This is a genomic window from Cupriavidus sp. 94F1, from assembly GCF_057798875.1.
Genome location: NZ_JBYOJT010000003.1, coordinates 503978 through 526518, shown reverse-complemented (window position 1 = coordinate 526518; position 22541 = coordinate 503978). Strand labels below are relative to the sequence as shown.

Genomic DNA, 22541 nt, shown 5'->3' with positions numbered 1-22541 from the left:
GCCCCCCCCCTCCCCCCCCCCCCGGGGGGGGGGGGGGGGGGGGGGGGCGCCCGGCCTCAGCGGTTCAAATCGAGACCTGTGTCGTCAGAATCGCCTGCCCTCTCCCCCCGCCCCTCTCCCGCACAGCGGGAGAGGGGAGCAAAACAACACAACAACTTACTTCTTCAGGATCGAGCACTTCGACTCGGCCACCGTCGTGAACGCCTGGTCGCCCGGGATCGTCGCCGCCACCTTCAGGTAGTCCCACGGCTTCTTCGAATCCGCCGGCGCCTTGACCTGCATCAGGTACATGTCGTGGATATTGCGGCCATCGGCGCGGATGTAGCTCTTGTTGTAGAAGTCGTTGATCTTCATCTTCTTGAGCTCGGCCATGACCTTGTCCGGATCATCGGTCTTGGCGGCTTCCACAGCCTTGAGGTACGTGCTGACGGCGGAATAATCGGCGGCCTGCAGGCTGCTCGGCATCTTCTTCATCTTGCCGAAGAAGCGGTTCGCGAACTTGCGGGTGTCGTCGTTCATGTCCCAGTACCAGCTGTCGGTCATCAGCAGGCCTTCGGTGTTCTTCAGGCCCAGGCTGTGCACGTCATTGATGAACATCAGCAGGCCGGCAATCTTCATGCTCTTGGTGATGCCGAATTCCTTGGCGGCCTTGATCGCGTTGATCGTGTCGCCGCCGGCATTGGCCAGGCCCAGGATGTCAGCCTTCGATGCCTGCGCCTGCAGCAGGAACGACGAGAAGTCCGACGCCGACAGCGGGTGGCGCACCTGGCCCACCACCGTGCCGCCATTGGCCTTCACCACGGCCGCCGTATCGCTTTCGAGCGAATGGCCGAAGGCGTAGTCGGCGGTCAGGAAGAACCACTTCTTGCCGCCCTGCTTCACCACCGCGCTGCCGGTGCCCTTGGCCAGCGCCACCGTGTCATAGGCGTAGTGCACCGTGTACGGCGAGCACTCTTCATTGGTCAGGCGGGCCGTGCCGGCGCCGATGTTGAAGTAGACGCGCTTCTTTTCCTGCGCCACCTTGTTCATGGCCAGGCCCGTGGCCGAGTTGGTGCCGCCCAGCAGCATGTCCAGGCCCTGCTGGTCCATCCATTCGCGCGCCTTCGACGCAGCAATGTCGGCCTTGTTCTGGTGATCGGCGCTGACCAGTTCGATCGGCTTGCCCAGCACCTTGCCACCGTGATCCTCGATGGCCATCTTGATCGCTTCCAGGCCGCCCGGGCCGTCGATGTCGGCGTACAGGCCCGACATGTCGGTGATGTAGCCGATCTTCACGGTATCGTTCGATACCTGCGCCGAAGCGCCCCCTGCAAACGCGCCAAAGACAGTTGCCGCCACTGCGACAGCCAGCCGATTCATCTTCATGTCTTGTCTCCTGAGTTGCGGCGGCGTGCTGCCACCCGTTCCTGCCATCTCGTAAAAATACGATTCACACGATCCGGAATTACGACCCTGGCGCCGGTCGGGCGCAGCGGGTCAGACCCCGAGCAGTTCGTTCAGCACCGGCATCTTGGCCTGCAGCTCGCTGGCGGCAAAGCGTTCGACGATGGTGCCGTGCTCCATCACGTAGAAGCGGTCGGCCAGCGGTGCGGCAAAGCGGAAGTTCTGCTCCACCATGACCACGGTGTAGCCCTTCTTCTTGAGCATCAGGATCATGCGCGCCAGCGCCTGCACGATCACCGGCGCCAGGCCCTCGGATATCTCGTCGAGCAGCAGCAGGTTCGCGCCCGTGCGCAGGATGCGGCCCACGGCCAGCATCTGCTGTTCCCCGCCCGACAACCGCGTGCCCTGGCTCTGCTTGCGCTCGCGCAGGTTCGGGAACATCTCGTAGATCTCGGCCTCGCTCATGCCGGGGGTGTCGCCGCCCCTGGCGCCCTTGAGCACGGGCGGCAGCAGCAGGTTTTCCTCGCACGACAGGCTGGAGAAGATCGCCCGCTCTTCCGGGCAGTAGCCGATGCCGTAGTGCGCGATCTTGTGCGTGGGCAGGCCGATGGTCTCGTTGCCGTTGATCTTGATCGATCCCTTGCGCGCGCCGGTCAGGCCCATGATCGCGCGCATGGTGGTGGTGCGGCCGGCGCCGTTGCGGCCCAGCAGCGTGACCACCTCGCCACGGTTCACGGTCAGGTCCACGCCGTGCAGGATGTGCGATTCGCCGTACCAGGCGTGCAGGTCCTTGATCTCCAGCGCGGGGACATTGGATGCGTTCGTGCTCATCTCAGTGCGCCCCCTGCAGTTCGGCGTCGGCGGTGCCCATGTAGGCTTCCATCACGCGCGGGTCCTTCGACACCTCGGCGTACGGCCCTTCGGCCAGGATGGCGCCACGTTGCAGCACCGTGATCTTGTCGGCGATCGACGACACCACGTTCATGTTGTGCTCGACCATCAGGATGGTGCGGCCGGCAGAGACCTTCTTGATCAGCTGCGTCACGCGGTCCACGTCCTCGTGGCCCATGCCCTGCGTGGGCTCGTCCAGCAGCATCAGCTCGGGCTCCATCGCCAGCGTGGTGGCGATCTCCAGTGCGCGCTTGCGGCCGTATGGCAGGTTGACGGTGGTGGTCTCGGCGAACTCGGTCAGGCCCACCTGGTCCAGCAGGTCCATGGCGCGCGCGTCGAGCACGTCGAGCGACCGCTCGCTGCGCCAGAACTGGAACGCGGTGCCCAGCTGGCGCTGCAGGCCGATGCGCACGTTCTCGCGCACGGTCAGGTGCGGGAACACGGCGGAAATCTGGAACGACCGGATCACGCCGCGCCGCGCAATCTGTGCGGGCTTCTCTCGCGTGATGTCGATGCCGTTGAAAAGGATGGTGCCCGTGGTGGGCTCCAGGAATTTGGTGAGCAGGTTGAAGCAAGTGGTCTTGCCCGCGCCGTTCGGTCCGATCAAGGCATGGATCGAGCCGCGCCGCACCTGCAGGTTGACGTCGCTCACCGCAGTGAACCCCTTGAATTCCTTCGTGAGGTTCTTCGTTTCCAGGATGATTTCCTGAGTCATAGTCTCCTGCCCGCCCTCTTGCTGCTGCCAGGTTGTGCCCGGCTACTGACAATGGTCCGAACTGCGGCGCTTTGTCGCCATGTTTGCCGCTTTAGGTATTGGTGGGAACGGTGCGGCTACCGTGGATACGCGTGCGCCAAGTGAAGGCTGCGGCACCGTATACCGGCGACTATTGTGTGCGCCTGCTGCGTCGCAAAACATCGGGGTTTGCACTAGGCGTAATACATTAACGACGTGACGGCAACGCGATGTGCGAAGCCGTACCGACGTCTGCGGGCGTCGGCTTCGCCAGGTATCGTGGAAGACCCTTATGCCGACACCGACGTGACGATTTGCGGGGTATTTGCTGCACCGCTCGCGCGGGCCTTGCGGTCGGCGCGGATCATGTCGCTGGCCCGCTCGGCAATCATGATCGTCGGCGAATTGGTATTGCCCGAGGTAATCAGCGGCATGACCGAGGCGTCCACCACGCGCAGTCCGGCGATGCCGCGTACGCGCAGCCGGTTGTCGACCACCGCCTCGGCGTCGTCGCCGGCGCCCATGCGACAGGTGCCCACCGGATGGAAGATCGTGGTGCCGATGGCGCCGGCCGCCTCCGCCAGCTGCTCGTCGGTCTGGAACGCAGGGCCCGGCAGCCATTCGCTGGGCTGGTATGGTGCCAGCGCCGGCGATGCGACGATGCGCCGGGTCAGTCGGATCGAATCGGCGGCCACCTTGCGGTCGGCCTCGGTCGACAGGTAGTTCGGCGCGATCCGCGGGGCGCGGCGGAAGTCCGCATTGTCGATATGCACGCTGCCGCGCGACGTGGGCCGCAGGTTGCAGACGCTGGCCGTGAAGGCATTGAAGTCGTGCAGCGGGTCGCCAAACTTGTCCAGCGACAGCGGCTGCACATGATATTCGACATTGGCGCGCGCCTGGCCCTCGTCGCTGCGCGCGAACGCGCCCAGCTGCGACGGCGCCATGCTCATCGGCCCGCTCTGGTTGAACGCGTACTGCAGGCCGATGCCAAGCTTGCCCCACCACTTCGACGCGCGCGTATTGAGCGTGCGCACGCCTTGCACCTTGATGACGGTACGCAGCTGCAGATGATCCTGCAGGTTCTCGCCCACGCCGGGCAAGGCATGGCGCACGCGAATGCCCAGCGCCTGCAGCCGTTCCGGCTGGCCGATGCCCGACAGTTCCAGCAACTGCGGCGAATTGATCGCACCGGCGGCCAGGATCACCTCCTCGGTGGCCCGCGCTTCCAGCTGCTGGCCGCCGCCCACGTACTGCACGCCGGTGCAGCGCCTGCCGTCGGGCGAATCGAAGACCAGGCTGCTGACCTGGGCGCCTGTGACAATGGTCAGGTTGGGCCGGTCCGACGCCTTGCGCAGGAATGCCTTGGCCGTGTTCCAGCGAATGCCGCGCCGCTGGTTCACCTCGAAATAGCCCACGCCGAAGTTGTCGCCGCGGTTGAAATCGCTGGTGCGCGGAATGCCGGCCTGCTCGGCGGCGTCGATGAACCGCTCCAGGATGTCCCAGTGCAGCCGTTGCCCTTCCACGCGCCACTCGCCGCCAGCGCCGTGGAATTCGTTGGCGCCGCGATGATGGTCCTCGCTACGCTTGAACAGCGGCAGCACGTTGTCCCAGCGCCAGCCGTCGTCCCCGGTGATGCGTGCCCAGTCGTCGTAATCCTCGCGCTGCCCGCGCATGTAGATCATGCCGTTGATCGACGAACACCCGCCCAGCACGCGGCCGCGCGGGTATCCCAGCGAACGGCCATTGAGGCCAGCCTCTTCGACGGTGCGGTACAGCCAGTCTGTGCGCGGATTGCCGATGCAGTACAGGTAGCCCACCGGAATATGGATCCAGTGGTAGTCGTCCTTGCCGCCCGCTTCGAGCAGCAGCACGTTGACATCGGCGTCCTGCGTCAGGCGGTTGGCCAGCACGCAGCCGGCCGAGCCCGCGCCCACGATGATGTAGTCGTACGTCTCCATATCCCTTGCTTCCTTTGCCGGCCCTGAGGGCGCTTTTTTTTCTTGTGGAATGCCGGGCATCATCGCACGACTTGGCAGCGGCCGTCGTCAGGGCTTTGCCGGATTCTCCAGGTGCCGGCGAAGCCAGTCGGTCAGTGCCGCGAAGACCTCGCCGCGCAACGGCTCGGCCTCGTTGAATATCTCGTGAAAACCAGTCTCGAACCACGCCATCTCGCGCAGGTCCTCGGGCGCGTGGCCGAAAAAGGTACGGCTGCCCTGCGGATCGACGATGCGATCGGCGCCGCCCACCAGCATCAGCATCGGGGCTTCCAGCCGCGGCGCGTCAGCCTGCGCCTGCGCCATGCCGCGCAGGAACGACTCCAGCACGCTGGCGCTGATCGACCCCTGCACCAGCGGATCGGTACGATAGGCACGCGCCACTTCGGGGTCGTGCGACAGCAGATGGGCGTCGATGGGATTCGGCACACGCATATGCGGCACCAGCGCCAGCAGCACGCGATGCAGCGTGAGCATAGTGTTGGACAATCTCAACGCCAGCGCCGGCGACGACAGGATCAGCGCCCGGATCGGCCGCACGCGGGCCGTCGCAAAACGTGCCGCCACCAGGCCACCCATGCTGTGGCCCAGCACGATCGGCAGTTCGTGCCATTGCCGCACTGCGGCATCGTGGATTTCGGCCAGGTCGTCGAGATAGCTGTCGGGATGCGGCACCACCATGCGCGGGCCGCCGCTCGCGCCATGGCCCCGGTGGTCGTAGGCCCGCACGCGCAGCCCCAGCGCGCACAACGCGGCCGCAACATGCGGATAGCGGCCACTATGCTCGGCCAGTCCGTGCACAAGCAGGACGGTGCCAAGGGGCTCGGGAAAGTGCTGCGGATCGGGCAGCCAGGTACGCAGCAGCAGTTCGGTGCCATCGCGCATGCGCTGGCGCGATTCGGTCGGCGCGATGGCGGGCGCCGGCGCGGAAGCCAGCGCAAAGGCGGTCACAGGCTCGTTCATCCCAATCTCTCCTTGTTGGGACCTGCTTGTCGTGATGCTGCGGATGGCTAGCCTGCGGTCAGGCGTGGCATGCCGGACAATCCGGCGCTTCCGACGCCTCCGACGCCATGTCGGACAGGATCGGGCAATCGGGCCGGTCGTCGCCGCTGCAGGCCTCGGCCAGTGCGCGCAGCGTGTCGCGCATGGCGGCCAGCTCCGCAATCTTGACCTCCAGTTCCGCCACGTGCCGCAGCGTCAGCGCCTTCACGTCGGCGCTGGCCCGCCCGCGATCATGCCAGAGCGACAGCAGGTTGCGAATCTCGTCGAGCGAGAAGCCGAGATTACGGGCGCGCCGCACGAAGCGCAAGGTATGCACCGCCCGTTCGTCGTAGCGGCGATAGCCGCCCTCGCTGCGCGGCGGCGCATCGACAAGGCCGATCGATTCGTAGTGGCGGATCATCTTGGCGGATACGCCCGAGGCCTCCGCCGCTTCTCCGATATTCATCTTGCCTCCTTGGCTTGCTGGCCCGCCAGCGGGTGCCAGCGGCGCAGCAGCAGCGCGTTGCTGACCACGCTGACACTGGAGAACGCCATCGCGGCGCCCGCCACCACCGGATTGAGCAGCCCCGCCACGGCCAGCGGTATGCCGATCACGTTGTAGATAAAGGCCCAGAACAGGTTCTGGCGGATCTTGCGCACGGTGCGGTGCGACACCGCGAGCGCATCGGCCACCAGCGCGGGATCGCCACGCATCAGCGTGATGCCGGCCGCGTGCATCGCCACGTCGGTGCCCGTGGACATCGCAATGCCGACATCGGCCGCCGCCAGCGCCGGCGCGTCGTTGATGCCATCGCCCACCATCGCCACCACGGCGTTGCCGTCAGCCCGCAGCGCCGTCACGCGGGCGGCCTTGTCCCCGGGCAATACCTCGGCCTGCACGTCGTCCAGGCCCAGCACGCTGGCCACGCGGGCCGCCGCGCCGGCGTTATCGCCGGTCAGCATCACGGTGCGGATGCCGGCCTCCCGCAGCCGTGCGATGGCGGCCGCCGCGCCCGGCTTCAGCGCATCGCCAAACGCCACCAGCCCCAGCACGGAAGGCGTCGCGGCGTCGATCAGCCACGATACCGTGCGCCCTTCGCCGCGCAGCCGTTCGGCATCGGCCTGCAGCGCACCCGCATCGGCGTTCAGCCACGCGCGCAGCCCTTCGCTGCCCAGTTGCAGCGCCTGCCCCGCCACCACGCCGGCAATGCCGCGGCCCGGCAGCGCGCGCACATCGCTGGCCACGGGCGCCGCGATACCGCGTTCGGCCGCCAGCGCCACCACGGCGCGTGCCAGCGGATGCTCGCTGCCGGCCTGCAATGCCGCGAGCTTTTCCAGCAGTGCGTTGTCATCGCCATCGGCGGCGTGCAGCGCCACCACCTCGGGCTTGCCGACGGTCAGCGTGCCGGTCTTGTCGAACGCCACGATCGACACGCGATGCGCCACTTCCAGCGCCTCGGCGTCCTTGATCAGGATGCCTGCGCGCGCACCGGCGCCGGTGCCCGCCATGATCGCGGTCGGCGTGGCCAGGCCCAGCGCGCAGGGGCAGGCGATCACCAGCACCGCCACGGCGTTGAGCAGCGCCTGGCTCCAGTCGCCGGCAATCACGCCCCAGCCCAGCAGCGTGGCCAGCGCAATGCCCAGCACCACGGGCACGAACACCGCGCTGACCTGGTCCACCATGCGCTGGATCGGCGCCTTGGCTGCCTGCGCGTGCTCGACCATGCGGATGATCCTGGCCAGCACCGTCTCGGCACCCACGGCCACGGTACGCGCCACCAGCAGGCCCTCGAAATTGATCGATCCACCGGTCAGCCGGTCGCCCGGCCGCTTCGGCACCGGCAGCGACTCGCCGGTCAGCATCGATTCATCGGCATGGCTGGCGCCGGTCACCACTTCGGCATCGACCGGAATCCGCTCGCCGGGCCGGACGACGATGTCGTCGCCCACGCGCACGTCGGCCAGCGGCACGGTCTGCTCCACGCCGTTGCGGACCACGCGCGCCGTATCGGGGCGCAGGGCGGCCAGCGCGCGGATGGCGTCGGCGGTCTGGCGCTTGGCGCGGACTTCCAGCCATTTGCCAAGCCGCACCAGCGTGATCACGACCGCGGCGCTTTCGAAGTACAGGTGAGGCATGGCGCCGGGCTCGGCATCGAACATCTGCCAGATCGACAGCGCATAGGCGGCCGACGTACCCAGTGCCACCAGCAGGTCCATATTGCCGGCACGGGCGCGCACGGCCTTGTAGCCGGCCTTGTAGAAGCGCCAGCCGAACACGAACTGCACCGGCGTGGCCAGCAGCCATTGCAGCCAGCCCGGCAGCATCGCGTGGATGCCGAACCATTCCAGCACCATCGGCGCCACCAGCGGCAGCGACAGCGCGGCGGAGATCGCCACGGGCCACGGACCGGACCAGAAATCGGACCGCCGTGCTTCCGTACCCGATGCAGCGGCTGCCGCATCGACCACCGGCCTGGCACCATATCCGGCGCGCGCCACAGCCTCGGCAAGTGCCGCCGCATCGGCTGTGCCGCGCAGCACCGTCACCGTGGCGCGCTCGGTAGCCAGGTTGACCTGGGCGTCCTGCACGCCGGGCACGGCACGCAGCGCACGCTCCACGCGGCCCACGCATGACGCGCAGGTCATGTCCGCGATGGCGAGCTCGACCTCGTCGCGCGGCACGTCGTAGCCCGCATCGGCCACGGCCTGCGCGGCGGCGTTGAGTGCGGCGCCGCTGTCGACATGGAGCGTGGCCTGCTCGGTGGCCAGGTTGACGGCCACGTCATGCACGCCGGGCACCTTCGCCAGCGCACGCTCGACGCGGCCCACGCACGACGCGCAGGTCATGCCCTCGACAGGCAGGCGCCACTCGGCCGCACCAACGGCATGCCGGGTGGCATTCGGCGTGGTGTTCGGGACGGAACTCAGGGACGACGCAGGGGTGGACATGGGCGAAATCCGGCAAGGCGCACGGGGCGCGACAACTGTACTGTGGACCTTACCATCATTGGAAGGTCAAGGCCGGCGGCGTTATTTCCGCGTCACCATCGCGGGCTTGCGCTTCCCACGGTGGGAAGGTTCATACTGCTTCCGAAAGTCGTTTCCAGTCTCAAATCGTTCACAAGGAGTCACACCATGATCCAGTTCCAGGTCGAAGGCATGTCCTGCAACCACTGCGTCGGCGCGATCACCCGCGCGGTGCAGGCCGTCGATCCGGCCGCCCAGGTGGCCGCCGACGTGCCGGCCCAGTCGGTCAAGGTCGAATCGGCCGCGGATCGCCAGGCGCTGCAGCAAGCCATCGAGGATGCCGGCTACCCGGTGAAGTCGACGGCCTGATATCCGGCCGGGCTAATGAAAAAAGGCACCCCGGGGTGCCTTTTTCGCCATCTGGCGTCTGGTCCGTGACGGATCAGAACTTGTAGCCGACGTGCAGGAACGTCACGACCGGATCGATCTTGATCTTGGTGTGCGACTCGACCTTGGCGCCATTGGCCAGCGTGGTGGTGAAGTGAGCCGTGGACGAGATCGGCACGTACGACACCGAGAAGCCGAGGAACCACTTCTCGTTGATCGCGTAGTTCGCGCCGACGTTGAACACCGGGTTCCACGACGAACTGGCGGTCGCCGTCATGGTCGAGCCCGGGCCAAACTCGCGCTGGACGAAGGTCTGGTTCGTGACCGTCTCGCCGGTGAACCAGGTGTAGTTCACACCCACGCCGACGTACGGGCGGAACTTGGTCTTGGCGTCGAAGAAATGCCACTTGGCGACGATCGCCGGGCTCCATTGACGCACTTCGCCGAGCTTGCCGTACTGGGCATAGCCGCGGTCGCCGCTGACATCGTGCTGGGGCGGGATGCCCACGACGAATTCGGCCGAAATGTTGTCGGTGAAGAAGTGCCCGAACGTCAGGCCGGCGGTATCGGCGCCGTCGATCTTGGCGCCGGTGTTCGGGCGCTGCACGCCAGCCGGACGGCCACCGATCGAATCGATCGTCAGCAGTTGCGAGTCGCCCGTCGGCATCACGCGCATCCAGCCAAGGCTCACCACGTTAGTGCCCGCGGACTGGGCCTGTGCGGCGCCAGCCATTGCCATGGCGGCACCCGCCATCAGCATGTTTTTATAGATCTTTTTCATTGTTCCTCTTACTCCGTCCTCTTTCTTCTGAATACAGCCACTGCTGGCGGCAATTATCCTGCGGCACTTGCGCGGACTGTTTCATACACGGGGCGGGATGATAGAAGAAATGCCCTAAAGACAGGGTTAACCCAAAAGGCGGACACGGATTTCGGCGTTTTTGCATCCAAAACGACGCGTCAGCACAACGGTTCTGTTTCACAAATGAAAAACCACTCGATGCGAGTGGTTTTTTGACTGCATAGCCGAATGCTCAAACAGGCGTTCGGACGGGATGCGGGCGCCAGCCCCGCGTCACTTCTGGCTGGCCAGGATGCAGGCAGCCAGGTCCCACAGCGCATAGCCCACGCTCTTGAACACCAGCGGACTGCCTGTTCGCGTACGCAGGGTATCGGCATCGAGAATGGCCGTCTCGAACGGCTGCACCGTATTCCAGTCGATGCCCGCCTGCAGCAGGTCGCCTGCTTCGTCTTCGATACCGAACAGCGTGTCGGCCAGCAGGCGGCCCCGCGCCGATGCCGTTTGGCACAGTTGCGGCGGCAGTTCGCACATGTCGGGCCGGAATGCGCCGACGGCCGCGACGAAATGGCGGTCGGTCCAGAGGCCGCTGTCCACATCGGGCAGCACCGGCGTCCGGCTCGATGTCACGGTGACCACCATCGACACCCGGGGCAGCACCGCCGCGACATCGTCGATCACGTCGGCGGCCACGCCCAGCGCACGCGCTTGTGCGGCCAGCGCGTCGGCCTTGTCGCGCGTGCGCGACTGCAGCCAGACCTTGCGCACGGGCAGGCCCGCCACGAACGCTTCGAGATGGGTTTGCGCCTGCACGCCCGCGCCGACGATCAGCAGTTCCCCGTCAATCATCGGTGCGAACGATTGCGCTGCCAGCAACGATACGGCGGCGGTGCGCCGCCCGGTGACGGTCGGGCCGTCAAGCATGGCGATCCGCTCGCCGGTATGCGCGTTGGCCACCACCACTTCGCCGAGGATATTTGGCAGGCCCCGCTGCGGATTGCCCGGATGGACGGTGATGTTCTTGGTCATCACGATGTCGCGGTTGCACGCCGGCATCACCAGCAGCGTGCCCTGCCCGCGCGCGGCGTCGCCCACGGGCAGCGCAATGCGCGGCGGCGCCATCGCGGTGCCGTCGCGCAGTTCGCCCAGCATCGAAGCAATGGCCCGGGCAAGCGCGGGATACGGCAGGCGTGCCGCGGTGGCGGCGGCATCCAGGGCAGTCAGGGGGACGGTCGGCTCGGCAGTCATCGGTGGGGGCCCGTACAGGCAAAAAGAGGCGAAGGCCGACATTGTCACCCGGCCGGCCCCGTTGCCGGACCCCGATCAGCGCGACAGCAGCGACATCACCTGTTCGGCGTAGCGCGTACCCGCCGCCGCGCCCAGCGGGAACACCGCGTCGATATCGGCCAGATCCCGCGCAGACAGTTTGACGTTCAGTGCGCCCAGATTGTCGTCGAGATTGGCGATCCGGCGCGTGCCGGGAATCGGCACCACCTGCTCGCCGCGCGTCAGCACCCAGGCCAGCGCCAGTTGCGCCGCCGTGCATCCCTTGGCTGCCGCCAGTTCGCGCACGGCATCCACCAGCTTCAGGTTGCGCGCGAAGTTTTCGCCCGTGAAGCGCGGATTGGTACGGCGATAGTCGTCCGGCGCGAAATCGTCGGGCGTACGGATGGCGCCGGTCAGGAAGCCGCGCCCCAGCGGGCTGTATGGCACAAAGCCGATGCCCAGCCGCTGGCAGGTGGCCAGGATGCCATTCTCGTCCACGTCGCGCGTCCACAGCGAGTATTCGGTCTGCAGGGCCGTCACCGGATGCACCGCATGCGCGCGCTCGATGGTGGCCGTGCCGGCCTCGGACAGCCCGATCCACCGCACCTTGCCGGCCTTGACCAGATCGGCCATCGCGCCGACGGTCTCCTCGATCGGCGTGTCCGGGTCTACGCGATGCTGGTAGTACAGGTCGATATGATCCACGCCCAGCCGCTTCAGGCTGGCATCGCAAGACGCCCGGACATACTCGGGACGGCCATTGGCGCCGCGCGCCCCCGGGTTGGCGGGATCGCGCACAATGCCGAACTTGGTGGCCAGTACCACCTTGTCACGGCGTCCGGCCAATGCCCGGCCCACCAACTGCTCGTTGGTGTGCGGACCATAGATATCTGCCGTATCGATAAAGTTCACGCCTTTATCGATAGCGTAATGAATCGTACGAATGGATTCGGCGTCGTCGTGGTCGCCATAGAACTCGCTCATGCCCATGCAGCCCAGGCCCAGGGGAAAGACTTCGGGGCCAACCTGCCCCAGTTTGCGCATTGCCGTCATCGGCAGACTCCTTGTGGTTTCAGGTCACGGCGGGCACCGGAACAAACAGCACGTCCCAACCGGATGAGCGCCAGTATCGCCATCCCACGCATTGGGAAACAGCGTGCTACGCTGCACGCATCATGAAGCCTGACTTCACAATCGACCCGGATTCCCTGCCCGCGCTGGCCCCCTTCACCCGCGTGGCGCAACTTGGCGGTTTCACCGCCGCTGCTGCTGCCCTGGGCGTCAGCCCTTCGGCGATTTCGCAGACCGTGCGCCATCTGGAAGACCGGCTTGGCGTGCGCCTGCTCCAACGCACGACGCGCCGCGTGGGCCTGACGGAGGCTGGCGCGGCGCTGCTGGCGCGCGTGGCACCGGCCCTGGCCGAAATCCATGCCGCCACCGACGACGTACGCCAGCAGCGCGACGTACCGGTGGGCACGTTGCGGCTGACAAGTTCGCATTCGGCGGTGGTCATCGCGTTGCGGCCCATCCTGACCGATTTCATGCGTGCGTACCCGTCGATATGCGTCGATCTGGTGACCGACGACCGCTTCATCGACCTGATCGCCGAAGGGTTCGATGCCGGCCTGCGCCTGGGCGAAGCGCTGCAGCAGGATATGGTCGCGATTCCTGTGACAGGCCCGCTGCGCATGGTGGTAGCCGCCTCGCCCGATTACCTGGCAGCCCATGGCACGCCGGAAACGCCCCATGACCTGCATCGGCATGCCTGCCTGCAATATCGTTTCGGGCCCATGGGGTCGATGTACCGTTGGGAGTTTTCGCGCGCGGGCGGCCGCCCGTTCACCGTGGACACCCGCCCCGCGCTGATCGCCAACGACAAGACCATGCTGCATCAGGCCGCACTGGCAGGGCTGGGGCTGGTGTACGAGTTTCCGCACCATATCGCCGGGGCGCTGGCGTCGGGGGCGCTGGTCACCGTGCTCGATGCCTGGACGCCGCCGTTCTCGGGCTTCTACCTCTACTACCCGAGCCGCGCGCTGATGCCGCCCAAGCTGCGCGTGTTCGTCGATTTCCTCAAGGCGCGCGAACTGCCGCAATCCCCGCTGTAGCCTCCGGCCGGCGGCGCGGCATCCGCGGACATCAGCGCCGCAGCGACACCTTCTGCGCCGTGGTCTCGCGCACGCTGGCGCCGCGCACTTCGATGCCGATCTCGTGCACCACCTTGCCGCCGGCATCCACCAGCTGCACACGATGCCGTCCCGGCCATGGCAGCCAGCCCACTTGGCCCCCCTTGCCCAGCGGCTTGCCGTCCATGCGCCATGTCACCGCGTTGGCGGTCTGGCCGGTCAGCCCATCGGCATGGAACCAGACCCGTTGCGCCGCCGGCGGGATATCGGGATCGAGCGCGAAGATCGTGCCGTCCGCCGGGCTCGCAATCGCCGGCGTACCGGGTGTCTTGCCGGGTTTGCCGATGCGGATGTGCGGCACGGCCGTACCCGTCAGAAACACCTCGTCACGCGCGGGCTCCAGGTCGTCCTCGAAATCCAGCGCCACGCGCTCCACACCGGCCGGCATCGCCGGCGCGCGGCTCGGCTTGCCCCGGTGCAGCGCCTCCATGACTTCGTGCCACACGGGCGCCGCACCCGATACACCGGACACGTCGTGCATGCTCGCGCCGCTTGCGTTGCCCACCCATACCCCTACCGTGTAGGCCTGCGACCATCCCACGCACCAGTTATCGCGCATGTCCTTGCTGGTGCCGGTCTTCACCGCCGTCCAGAAACGCGTTGTCAGTGGACTGTCGAGCCCGAATGTGCGCGCCCGCGCATGGCGGTCCGACAGCACGTCGCCGATCACATACGTGGCATCGGGTGTCATCACCGCACGCTTCGCGGGCATCGCGGCACCCGCCGTCATGCGCGGTGCCGAGTACGCGCCCGCATTGGCGAAAGTACGATACGCATTGGTCAGCGACAGCAGCGACACATCGGCACTGCCCAGCGCCAGGCTGTAGCCGTAGTAATCGCCCGACTGGGTTAGCGGCAGACCCAGCGACACCAGGCGGCGATGGAAGCGATGCGGGGTCACCATCACCAGCGTGCGCACGGCCGGCACATTGAGCGACGACCCCAGCGCGGCACGCAGGCTGACCCAGCCGGCATAGCGATGATCGTAATTCTGCGGAATATAGAGCCCGCCGCCGGTCGGCAGGTTGACCGGGCGATCGTCGAGCAACGACGCGGCGGTAAGCCGGCGTTCCTCGATCGCCTGCGCATAAAGGAACGGCTTCAGCGTCGATCCGGCCTGCCGCAGTGCGGCCGCATGATCGACCTGAGCCGCCGCCGACAGCACGCCCGACGACCCCACATAGGCCAGCACGTCGCCGCTGGCGTTGTCGATCACCACCACCGCACCGTCCTCGGCATTGCGGCCGGCCAGTTCGCGCAGATGCCGGCCGAGGCTGTCCGCCGCCACGCGCTGCAATTCGGCGTCGAGCGTCGATACGATGCGCGGCGCCAGCGGCTTTCCGGCCGGCGTCGCAACCCGCGCCTGGGTCACCAGTTGCCGCGCCAGATGCGGTGCGAGCTGGATGTCGCGGCGCGCGTTCATCGCATCGGCCGCCGCGCCCAATGACTTTGCCAGCACCAGCGTGGTAAAGCCGTCGAGCCCGTCGCATTCGCGCGGCAGCTTCATGTCGCGCAAGATGCCGCACGCCCGCTTTGACACCTGCAGCGCCGACGCATTCGGGCTGCGCACCAGCGCCACCGCCACCGCCGACTCCCGCGCATCGAGCCCGCTCGGCACCTTGCCGAACAGCGTCTGCGACATCGCCGACAGCCCCACCAGTTCGCCCCGGAACGGCACCAGGTTCAGGTAGGCCTCCAGGATCTGATCCTTGCTCCAGCCGCGCTCCAGCGACGACGCACTGACCACCTGCCCCATCTTCTGCCCGAAACTGCGGCCACGGCCGGCGCGCAGATCGGCATCGAGCAACCCGGCCAACTGCATCGTCAGCGTCGATGCCCCGCGCGTGCGCGTGTTCCAGAGGTTGGCCCACGCCGCCGCGGCCACGCCCTGCCAGTCCACCCCGCTATGCGCATAGAAGCGCCTGTCCTCGGACAGCACGATGGCCGTGCGCAAGGCCGGCGAGGTATCGGCCAGCGTCACCCAGTCGCCACGCCGTGCCTGGAAGTCGTCGCGCACGCGCGCCACCGTCTGCCCGTGCCGATCCGTGACGACGATATCGGCACTGCGCCAGTTGTCGCGCACCTCCCGGAATCCGGGCACGGCATGGGCGGCGCCGGCCGACCACAGCAACAGGCTTGTCACCACCCATGCACTTCGCTTCAATCGCATGCTTCGTCCCGCCTTGCCTGCACCAGATGCCTCAATCGTGCGCGTCGCGCCCCGCCACCACACCGGCCACCAGCAGCAGCTGCGCAATGGCGTAGGTCCACCAGATGCCCAGTTGGTATGTGTCGAACGGCGACAGGAATTTCGCCGTGCCGATCAGCGCGTCGGACACCACAAAGCACAGCGCCCCGAGCGCCGTCAGCGGCGTCGGCAGGCGGGCCAGCAGCGCCGCGCACGCCATGGCGGCCAGCACGCCGATATAGACCGTCACGGGCCACATCAAAGGTCCGAGGTTGGGCCAGAAGCGCCCCAGCAACGCACCGGCCGCACCGAGCACCAGCCCGCAGCCCACCAGCCGCTGCGGACGCATGTCGCCGCCCAGCGGCACGAACAGCCGCAGATAGGCCAGATGCGCCATCAGAAAGGCGCCCAGCCCACCGACGAACGACACCCGGAGCCCGGGCAGCGCCAGCAGAAAATCGCCCAGGCCCGAGAAGACCAGCGCAATCACCAGCCAGCGCCGCTCGGCCGAAGGGCGATGGAACCACGCCGCCCGCGCCAGCAGCAGCACCATTGCCGTCTTCCAGACCGGCTGGTACGCGATCTGCCCGGTCAGCGGCGTATTGGGCGGCAGTTCCAGCGACGCCTGGAACAGCAGCACACCGTAGGTGATGCCGGCCAGTGCGCCGGCCATCCACCATTCGCGCACGCGTGGGGGCATCCGCATGGCGATCCAGCTCACTTGGCCGCTCCCACCGTCAGCTTCGCGTTGGGGGTTTCACCGAACACGTCCGGGGCGTACATCGCCTCGACACGTGTCGGCGGCAGCGCGAACTCGCCCGCGTTGTTGAGCCGCACCGTGTACTCGACCGACAGCCCGCCCTTGGGCACATAGCTGAAGTACTCGCGATAGGCCTCGGGCGTGCGCTCCGTGAAGTCAGACCATGCCGACTTCTGGTCACGCGTGGCGATCACCGAATCGCGACCCAGGCCGCTGCCCAGGATCGTCGCCCCGGTGGGCACCGGATCGCTGACCACTACCCACGTCATGTCGGCCTGCGCATCGATATCGAGCTTGACGCGATAGGTGTCGCCACGCGACCACTTGCCCGCCACGGCCTGCTCCACCGGCGTGACGCTGCGGCGGATGCGATAGCCCGCCGCCACCGGCTCGCGCAGCGGCACGGCGGCCAGCGCCCGCACCGTGGCCCACGGACGGCCCGTGCCCTGCTGCTCCACCTGCAGCGCAGCGGGTGCGCTGGCGGCGGCCGCCGGCCACGGCAGGTCGATCATGCCGCTGGCCACGCCGTCCTGATGCGCGGCCCTGGACCAGTCGAACGTGCGCGACACCTCGCCAAGCGTGGCACGCGCACTGCCCGCCACAGCCGTCTTCTCATAGGCCTGCGCATAGCGGCGGATCGCCATCACGCCCCAGGCGTTCGAAGTGGTCGTCGACCACGCCCCACGCGTCTGGCGGCCCAGCAGGCCGGTCACCAGCTGCGGCACGTCTTCCTTCCAGGCCGGCAGCTGCGACGCCAGCGCCAGCAGCTTCGCCGCGTTGACGTCGCCGCCGGCCATCAGCCACCACCAGTTGTCGGCGCGCTCGGTCGAGAACACCAGGCGCGTGCCCTGCACCGTCAGGCGGCTGCGCAACAGTTGCGTGGCATCGGCCATGCGCTTGTCGCGCTCGGGGATGTCCTGCACGCGCGACAGGATGCCCAGCCAGTCGATCAGCGCCGACGTCGGCCACTGGTCTGGCAGGATCTGGATCGATCCCAGCATGCGGCCCTGCGCCTTGCCACTGCGCGACAGCGCCTCGATGGCCGCCAGCTTGCGCACGTCCAGATCCATCGTCGCCGACGACGGGGCCCAGCGCGGCGGCGCGATGCGCCCTTCGACAAACGCTGTCAGGCCACGCTCCATCTGGTCGCGCTGTGCGTCGGGAATGCGCATCGGCAGCCCTGCGCGCGACGCCTCGTCGGCAATCGCCAGCAGGTAGGCCGTCAGCACTTCGCTGCCCGACTGGCTGTCGCTGCGCAGCGGGAAGTACGACGCCAGCCCGTTCGTGTCGAGGTACGACGGCAGCTGCGCCATCAGCGCATCCCAGGCCGCCGCATCACCCAGCCCGAGCGATTTCGACGACCGCTGCTCCAGGCAGCTGAACGGATAATTGCGGAACCATTCCCGCACGCCAGGCATGCCGCCGGCCAGCGAGGACTGCAGCGTCACCTGCATGCCGCCGCGCAGCTTGCCGGACGGATCGGCCAGCGCACCGGCCGGCGCCTGCACCGGCACCGACATGTTCGGCGTCAACTGCGCCAGCATCGCCTGCTGCACGGTCACCGGCACGGCCGGCACGATCTGCTGCGATACCTTGAGCTTGTCGCTGGCGCCGCCCGTGCCCTTCTCGGCGGCGGCCACCTCCCACAGGATCGTGCCGCTGCGGCTGTACGCCAGCAGCGCGGGCGCGGTGATGTCCCAGCCGATCTCGCGGGCCTCGCCGGCGGGAATCTGCACGGTCTGCGCCGGCAGCGTCTGCGCGTCCACCAGCGTGGCGCGTGCCGTGGCTTCCACGGTCATCGCGCGCTGCGTGGTGTTGCGCAGCGTGAACATCGCGCGGTACTTGTCGTCCTCGCGTACCAGCAGCGGCAGGCCCGAGATCATCTGCAGGTCCTGCGTCGCGGCGATGCTGGCGCTGCCGCTGCCGAAGCGGTTCACGCCCAGATCGGCCACGGCGACGATGCGGAAGCTGGTCAGCGAATCGTTAAGCGGCACGTCCAGCGTGGCCTTGCCTTCGCCGTCCAGCTGCACGCGCGGATTCCACAGCAGCAGCGTGTCGAACAGCTCGCGCGTGGGGCTCTTGCCGCCGCCGCCGCCCGCCGGCACCGCCTTGCGGCCATAGTGGCGGCGGCCAATGATTTCCATCTGGGCCGTCGAGGTTTCCACGCCATAGCTGCGCGGCTGCACCATGGCGTCGAGCAGGTTCCAGCTCGTGTTCGGCATCAGTTCCAGCAGCGCCTGGTCCACGGCGGCCAGCGCCACTTCGCCATTGGCCGCGGGCTTGCCGTCGGGCAGCTTGACCTGCACGGTCACGCGCGCCTTGCCCCGCACCGGGTAGCTCGCCTTGTCCGGGGTCACGCTCACGTCGAGCCGGTACGCCTCGTTGCCGACGCGGATCTGCGCCAGCCCCAGCCGGAACGCCGGCTTCGACAGATCGACCAGCGGCGACGGCGCCACGTATTCGCGCCCTTCGCTGCGGAATGCGTGCCACCAGTCCAGCGGCTGGCGCCAGCCCCACTGGAAGAACGAGTACCACGGCACTTCGCGCAGGCGGCCACGCAGGCTCAGCACCGACACGTAGACGTTCGGTCCCCATTCCGGCTTGACCTTGAGCTTGATCGTCGGGTCGCTGCCGTTGAGCTCCACCACCTGCGTATCGAGGATGCCCTCGCGTTCCACGGCCACCAGCGCCGTGGCGCGGCGGAACGGCATGCGTACCTGGAACACGGCGGTGTCGCCGGGCGCGTACGCCTTCTTTTCGGGCAGCACGTCCATGCGGTCATGGTTCTCGCCACCGAACCAGAGTTCGCCCTGGCGCGTGACCCACACCGTCGTGGCGGCTTGCGCCGTGCGGCCGTCGGCATCGCGCGCATTGGCGATCAGCTCCACTTCACCGGCCTGCGTCAGTGCCACCTCGCAGCGTGCGCGGCCCTGGGCGTCGGTGCGCACATCGCACACCACGCCAAGGTCCTTGGTCTCGCTGCGGTTGTCGTAGCGGTAGAAGCCGCCCACCACGCGCTTGCGCGCCGACGTGGTGATGCGGGCGCGTGCCTTGATCTGCACCGGCGATTCGGCCACCGGCTTGCCCTGGGTATCGAGCACCACGGTGTGTACGGCCAGCTTCTGGCTGACCGATACCCAGTTGGCCGCACGAATGCCCACCACCACGGCCGACGGCCACAGCGGCACCGTCTGGCGCAGCGTCTGGATCTCGCCGTTCGGGTCGGCAAAACCGGCTTCCAGCACCAGATCGCGTGGGGCATCGACCTTCGGCAGGTTCTTCACCGTCAGCTTGCCGTTGCCATCCTTGTCCAGCGTCAGCGGCAGCTTGTCGGCCACGAGTTTTTCGGATTCGTCGTGCGATCCTTCGCTGTCCTGGTCGTCTTCCTCGTCGCCACTGCCGCTCTGGCGCTGCGCGCGCGGCGGGTTGAACGCGTAGTCGTCATAGTCCGCGAAGTTCACCGCCTTGTTGCGCATCAGCGCGGACAGGCGCACCGGCAGGCCGGCCGCACCGCCCCCGTTGAGGTAGTGGATCTCCACGCCCACCGGCACCTCGGCGGGCGCCACCAGCGCATTGCCCTTGGCCTTGGCGTCCCGGGTCACCGACAACGTGCCCGACAGCACCGGCAAGCGGAAGGCCTCGACGCGGAAACTGCCGCTATCGAGCGTGCGATCGTTGTCGTAGACCAGCGCCACGTCGTAGACACCGAGCTTGGCCGACGACGGCACCTGGAACGCGTTCTCGGCACTGCGCCCGCCCGTGGCGGTGGTGCGCCAGGCGAGCGGCATCTCGTACTTCTGGCCGCTGCCTTCATGGGTGATCAGCAGCTTCGCCGGCATGGCCTGCGGCAACGCAAAGCCCTGCGCGGTCTCGTTTCGGATCAGGTGCTTCATCGACACCGTCTCGCCGGCGCGCAGCAGCGTGCGGTCGAACACGGTATGGGCACGCACGGTCTGCTTCGGGCTCAGATCGGTGGGCACGTTGAAGCGCCACGTCTCGATGCCGCGATTCCAGTCCGACATGACGAAGGCCATGTCGGCCTTGCCGCGCGCCTGGGCATGGTCGGCCGCGATGCGGGCCGACACGAAATAGCCGTCCATGCCGTTGGCGCAGTCCTTGTAGCGACGGTCGGCCAGCTTGGGGAAGCGCGCCACGCCGGTGGCGTCGGTGGTGCCCTGCCCCAGCAGCTCGCCGTCGCAACTGCGGACGGCCACCCTGGCGGTGGCCACGGGCTTGCCGTCATCGAGCGTGGTCACCCACGCCAGGCCGCTCATGTCGCCGTCGCCCTCGCCACGTGCCAGCTTGAAATGCACGCCAAGGTTGGTGACCAGTGCCGCCGTACGCACGTACATCGGCGCCTTCTTGCCGAGCAGCGCCTCGCCCAGCATCGGCGACGCGATCTCCACCACGTGGAAACCGGGTTCGGGCAACGGAATGCCGACCACCTCGAACGGGCGCGGCGTGGTGTCGGTGGACTTCGGAATGGCCAGCGTCCTGGCGCCAGCGACGCCTTCGAGCAGCGACACCGAGCGTGTCTCGATCGACGGGGCGTTGCGCGGGCTCTGGACGGAATACGGTGCCTGACCGGCGCGGATGGCGGCGATCTGCTCGCGGGTCCAGCTGTTCTCGTGCATACGCTTGACCATGCCGAACCAGCGCAGGATGGCGCCGTCGTCATCGACCTTGAGCCGCGCCACGGTGCCGGCCTCGGCCCGCACGGCCAGCGTGGGCAGATCGGCCTCGACATTGCGCAGCGTCACGGGCAGCAGCGCCGGATAGTCGTTTGCCGATTTTCCGCGCGGCAGATCGGCAAAGCGTTCAACCACGCCAAACGGCGCGGCGGCGAACTTGGCCAGCGGCGGCAGCGCCGCGGTGGTGAGCTTGATCGGGAACAGGTCGGCGTTGCTGAGTGCCCGGCCGCTTTCGTCCTTGAGATCCTTCGGCGCCTCGATCGTCAGGCTGGCCTTTTCCGGGAACGGACCCTTGAACGTGATGGTGGATACCGGCGCATCGGGCGCCTCGTCCGGATCAAAGGACGGCGTCTTCGGACCGGACGGCGTCTTCATCACGATGCCTTCGGCCGCCTTGCGCGAAATCGGCGCGGTGAATGTGACGGTCATCGGCCGCAGCGGCGTGCAGGGGGCTTCGGCACGCTCGCGCTCGCAGGTAAAGCCCGCAGCAAAGGGGTCGCGCACCTGGAAGTCGAAGCGGCGGGCCGCCGTGGTGGCCAGGCCCGACGGGGTGGCAATGCCCGCATCGAGCACCAGTTGCATGCGTGCGCCGGCAGGCAGGCGCTGCTGGCAGGCCAGCAGATGCACGGCATCGCCGTCGCGCTTGACCACTTCCTTCCAGTGCAGCGCCTCGATGACGCTGTCGCGTTCCTTGCCGGCCAGCAGCCGCACGGGAATCCGTTCGCCCAGCCCCTCGGCCTGGCACCAGGCATGGGACCGGATCGACCCGGCCGTGGCCGCGCCGTTGAAGCGCAGCGCAAAGACCTGGTCTTCCTCGACCTGGCCGCCGGACGGGCGCGCGGCGATCACGATCGGACCGCCCGTTTCGAACCGGTATTCGGATTTGCCGGCGAACGCCTTGCCGGCCACGCTCTTGAGGGCCGGGGTGATCTGTACGGTGCAGCGCACGCCGGGCGGCAGGTCACGCTCGAAGTCGTAGACCCAGTTCGTGGCGTTGACCCAGCGCCCGCTGCCACCGACGCCGCCCACGCACGACACCGATGCCGGCGCGGCAGCCTTGAGGTCGCCCATCGGCACCATCGGTTCGTCGAACCGGATGGCCACCTGGCGCACCTGGGGGTTCACCCCTTCGGGTGAGAAACGCGTGATCTGCGCGGCCGATGCGGCCGGCGCCCATGTCAACGCACTGAATACAAGACCTGCTGCGGTGGCCGTGGCCGCCGTGGCGATCCTCCCGATCATGCTGCCTTCTCCCGAATTGGCTCCGCGCGAGCGTGACATGCGCGGGTGGCAAGCGCAAGCCTCTGCACATTTC

The 22541-nt window shown here is 67.7% G+C and carries 15 protein-coding genes; 2 read left to right on the top strand and 13 right to left on the bottom strand.

What is annotated here, in order from left to right:
• Positions 1-156: 156 nt before the first annotated feature.
• From AC3FJ6_RS10145 to AC3FJ6_RS10115, 7 genes are all read right to left on the bottom strand, one after another.
• The gene (locus AC3FJ6_RS10145) at positions 157-1365 is read right to left on the bottom strand and encodes an ABC transporter substrate-binding protein (RefSeq protein WP_488771739.1); all 1209 of its coding nucleotides are present in this window, start codon (positions 1363-1365) and stop codon (positions 157-159) included.
• 111 nt (positions 1366-1476) lie between these two features.
• A complete protein-coding gene (locus AC3FJ6_RS10140; RefSeq protein ID WP_061958431.1) occupies positions 1477-2214 on the bottom strand; it encodes an ABC transporter ATP-binding protein in 738 nt (245 codons plus the stop codon).
• Between the two features lies 1 nt (position 2215).
• Positions 2216-2989 carry an ABC transporter ATP-binding protein gene (locus tag AC3FJ6_RS10135; protein WP_153946319.1) on the bottom strand — a complete coding sequence of 258 codons (774 nt, stop codon included), beginning with the start codon at positions 2987-2989 and terminating at the stop codon, positions 2216-2218.
• A 308-nt stretch (positions 2990-3297) separates the two neighbouring features.
• A complete protein-coding gene (locus AC3FJ6_RS10130; protein WP_488771738.1) occupies positions 3298-4965 on the bottom strand; it encodes a GMC family oxidoreductase in 1668 nt (555 codons plus the stop codon).
• 87 nt (positions 4966-5052) lie between these two features.
• Complete coding sequence (locus AC3FJ6_RS10125) at positions 5053-5964, bottom strand: alpha/beta hydrolase (RefSeq protein ID WP_488771737.1); 912 nt, start codon at positions 5962-5964, stop codon at positions 5053-5055.
• 58 nt (positions 5965-6022) lie between these two features.
• The gene (cueR, locus tag AC3FJ6_RS10120; RefSeq protein ID WP_488771736.1) at positions 6023-6448 is read right to left on the bottom strand and encodes a Cu(I)-responsive transcriptional regulator; all 426 of its coding nucleotides are present in this window, start codon (positions 6446-6448) and stop codon (positions 6023-6025) included.
• Positions 6445-8931 (bottom strand): heavy metal translocating P-type ATPase, encoded by a 2487-nt coding sequence (locus AC3FJ6_RS10115; protein ID WP_488771735.1) that lies wholly within the window; start codon positions 8929-8931, stop codon positions 6445-6447. Before AC3FJ6_RS10115 ends, cueR begins: the two co-directional genes overlap by 4 nt.
• Before the next feature lie 186 nt (positions 8932-9117).
• Here AC3FJ6_RS10115 and AC3FJ6_RS10110 point away from each other — a divergent pair, with 186 nt between their 5' ends.
• Entirely contained in the window at positions 9118-9318 is a 201-nt protein-coding gene (locus tag AC3FJ6_RS10110; protein ID WP_488771734.1) for a heavy-metal-associated domain-containing protein, read from the top strand.
• Between the two features lie 73 nt (positions 9319-9391).
• Here AC3FJ6_RS10110 and AC3FJ6_RS10105 read toward each other — a convergent pair whose 3' ends face one another.
• The 3 genes from AC3FJ6_RS10105 to AC3FJ6_RS10095 all read right to left on the bottom strand — a co-directional run bounded on the left by AC3FJ6_RS10105 (position 9392) and on the right by AC3FJ6_RS10095 (position 12454).
• Positions 9392-10117, bottom strand: a complete 726-nt coding sequence (locus AC3FJ6_RS10105; protein WP_153946313.1) for an OmpW/AlkL family protein — start codon at positions 10115-10117, stop codon at positions 9392-9394.
• A 294-nt stretch (positions 10118-10411) separates the two neighbouring features.
• Positions 10412-11383 carry a delta(1)-pyrroline-2-carboxylate reductase family protein gene (locus AC3FJ6_RS10100; protein ID WP_488771733.1) on the bottom strand — a complete coding sequence of 324 codons (972 nt, stop codon included), beginning with the start codon at positions 11381-11383 and terminating at the stop codon, positions 10412-10414.
• Between the two features lie 75 nt (positions 11384-11458).
• Positions 11459-12454: an aldo/keto reductase gene (locus tag AC3FJ6_RS10095; protein ID WP_488771732.1), complete on the bottom strand. Its 996-nt coding sequence runs from the start codon at positions 12452-12454 to the stop codon at positions 11459-11461.
• Between the two features lie 122 nt (positions 12455-12576).
• Here AC3FJ6_RS10095 and AC3FJ6_RS10090 point away from each other — a divergent pair, with 122 nt between their 5' ends.
• The gene (locus AC3FJ6_RS10090; protein WP_488771731.1) at positions 12577-13509 is read left to right on the top strand and encodes a LysR family transcriptional regulator; all 933 of its coding nucleotides are present in this window, start codon (positions 12577-12579) and stop codon (positions 13507-13509) included.
• 31 nt (positions 13510-13540) lie between these two features.
• Here the strand turns inward: AC3FJ6_RS10090 and pbpC are convergent, their stop codons facing one another.
• Genes pbpC through AC3FJ6_RS10075 form a run of 3 tightly spaced genes read right to left on the bottom strand, consistent with a single transcriptional unit; the run spans position 13541 to position 22468 of the window.
• Positions 13541-15757, bottom strand: coding sequence for a penicillin-binding protein 1C (gene pbpC / locus AC3FJ6_RS10085; RefSeq protein ID WP_488771730.1), 2217 nt, complete (start codon positions 15755-15757; stop codon positions 13541-13543).
• A 31-nt stretch (positions 15758-15788) separates the two neighbouring features.
• Positions 15789-16496, bottom strand: a complete 708-nt coding sequence (locus tag AC3FJ6_RS10080) for a lysoplasmalogenase (protein ID WP_487523381.1) — start codon at positions 16494-16496, stop codon at positions 15789-15791.
• A complete protein-coding gene (locus tag AC3FJ6_RS10075; protein ID WP_488771729.1) occupies positions 16493-22468 on the bottom strand; it encodes an alpha-2-macroglobulin family protein in 5976 nt (1991 codons plus the stop codon). Before AC3FJ6_RS10075 ends, AC3FJ6_RS10080 begins: the two co-directional genes overlap by 4 nt.
• Positions 22469-22541: the final 73 nt, after the last annotated feature.

What these genes read in the sequence shown, in the direction of transcription:
- AC3FJ6_RS10095 (WP_488771732.1), bottom strand. Translation starts at nt 12,454, where the DNA reads ATGACGGCAATGCGCAAACTGGGGCAGGTTGGCCCCGAAGTCTTTCCC.
- AC3FJ6_RS10075 (WP_488771729.1), bottom strand. Translation starts at nt 22,468, where the DNA reads ATGATCGGGAGGATCGCCACGGCGGCCACGGCCACCGCAGCAGGTCTT.
- AC3FJ6_RS10105 (WP_153946313.1), bottom strand. Translation starts at nt 10,117, where the DNA reads ATGAAAAAGATCTATAAAAACATGCTGATGGCGGGTGCCGCCATGGCA.
- pbpC (WP_488771730.1), bottom strand. Translation starts at nt 15,757, where the DNA reads ATGCGATTGAAGCGAAGTGCATGGGTGGTGACAAGCCTGTTGCTGTGG.
- AC3FJ6_RS10135 (WP_153946319.1), bottom strand. Translation starts at nt 2,989, where the DNA reads ATGACTCAGGAAATCATCCTGGAAACGAAGAACCTCACGAAGGAATTC.
- cueR (WP_488771736.1), bottom strand. Translation starts at nt 6,448, where the DNA reads ATGAATATCGGAGAAGCGGCGGAGGCCTCGGGCGTATCCGCCAAGATG.
- AC3FJ6_RS10115 (WP_488771735.1), bottom strand. Translation starts at nt 8,931, where the DNA reads ATGTCCACCCCTGCGTCGTCCCTGAGTTCCGTCCCGAACACCACGCCG.
- AC3FJ6_RS10130 (WP_488771738.1), bottom strand. Translation starts at nt 4,965, where the DNA reads ATGGAGACGTACGACTACATCATCGTGGGCGCGGGCTCGGCCGGCTGC.
- AC3FJ6_RS10140 (WP_061958431.1), bottom strand. Translation starts at nt 2,214, where the DNA reads ATGAGCACGAACGCATCCAATGTCCCCGCGCTGGAGATCAAGGACCTG.
- AC3FJ6_RS10125 (WP_488771737.1), bottom strand. Translation starts at nt 5,964, where the DNA reads ATGAACGAGCCTGTGACCGCCTTTGCGCTGGCTTCCGCGCCGGCGCCC.
- AC3FJ6_RS10090 (WP_488771731.1), top strand. Translation starts at nt 12,577, where the DNA reads ATGAAGCCTGACTTCACAATCGACCCGGATTCCCTGCCCGCGCTGGCC.
- AC3FJ6_RS10100 (WP_488771733.1), bottom strand. Translation starts at nt 11,383, where the DNA reads ATGACTGCCGAGCCGACCGTCCCCCTGACTGCCCTGGATGCCGCCGCC.
- AC3FJ6_RS10145 (WP_488771739.1), bottom strand. Translation starts at nt 1,365, where the DNA reads ATGAAGATGAATCGGCTGGCTGTCGCAGTGGCGGCAACTGTCTTTGGC.
- AC3FJ6_RS10110 (WP_488771734.1), top strand. Translation starts at nt 9,118, where the DNA reads ATGATCCAGTTCCAGGTCGAAGGCATGTCCTGCAACCACTGCGTCGGC.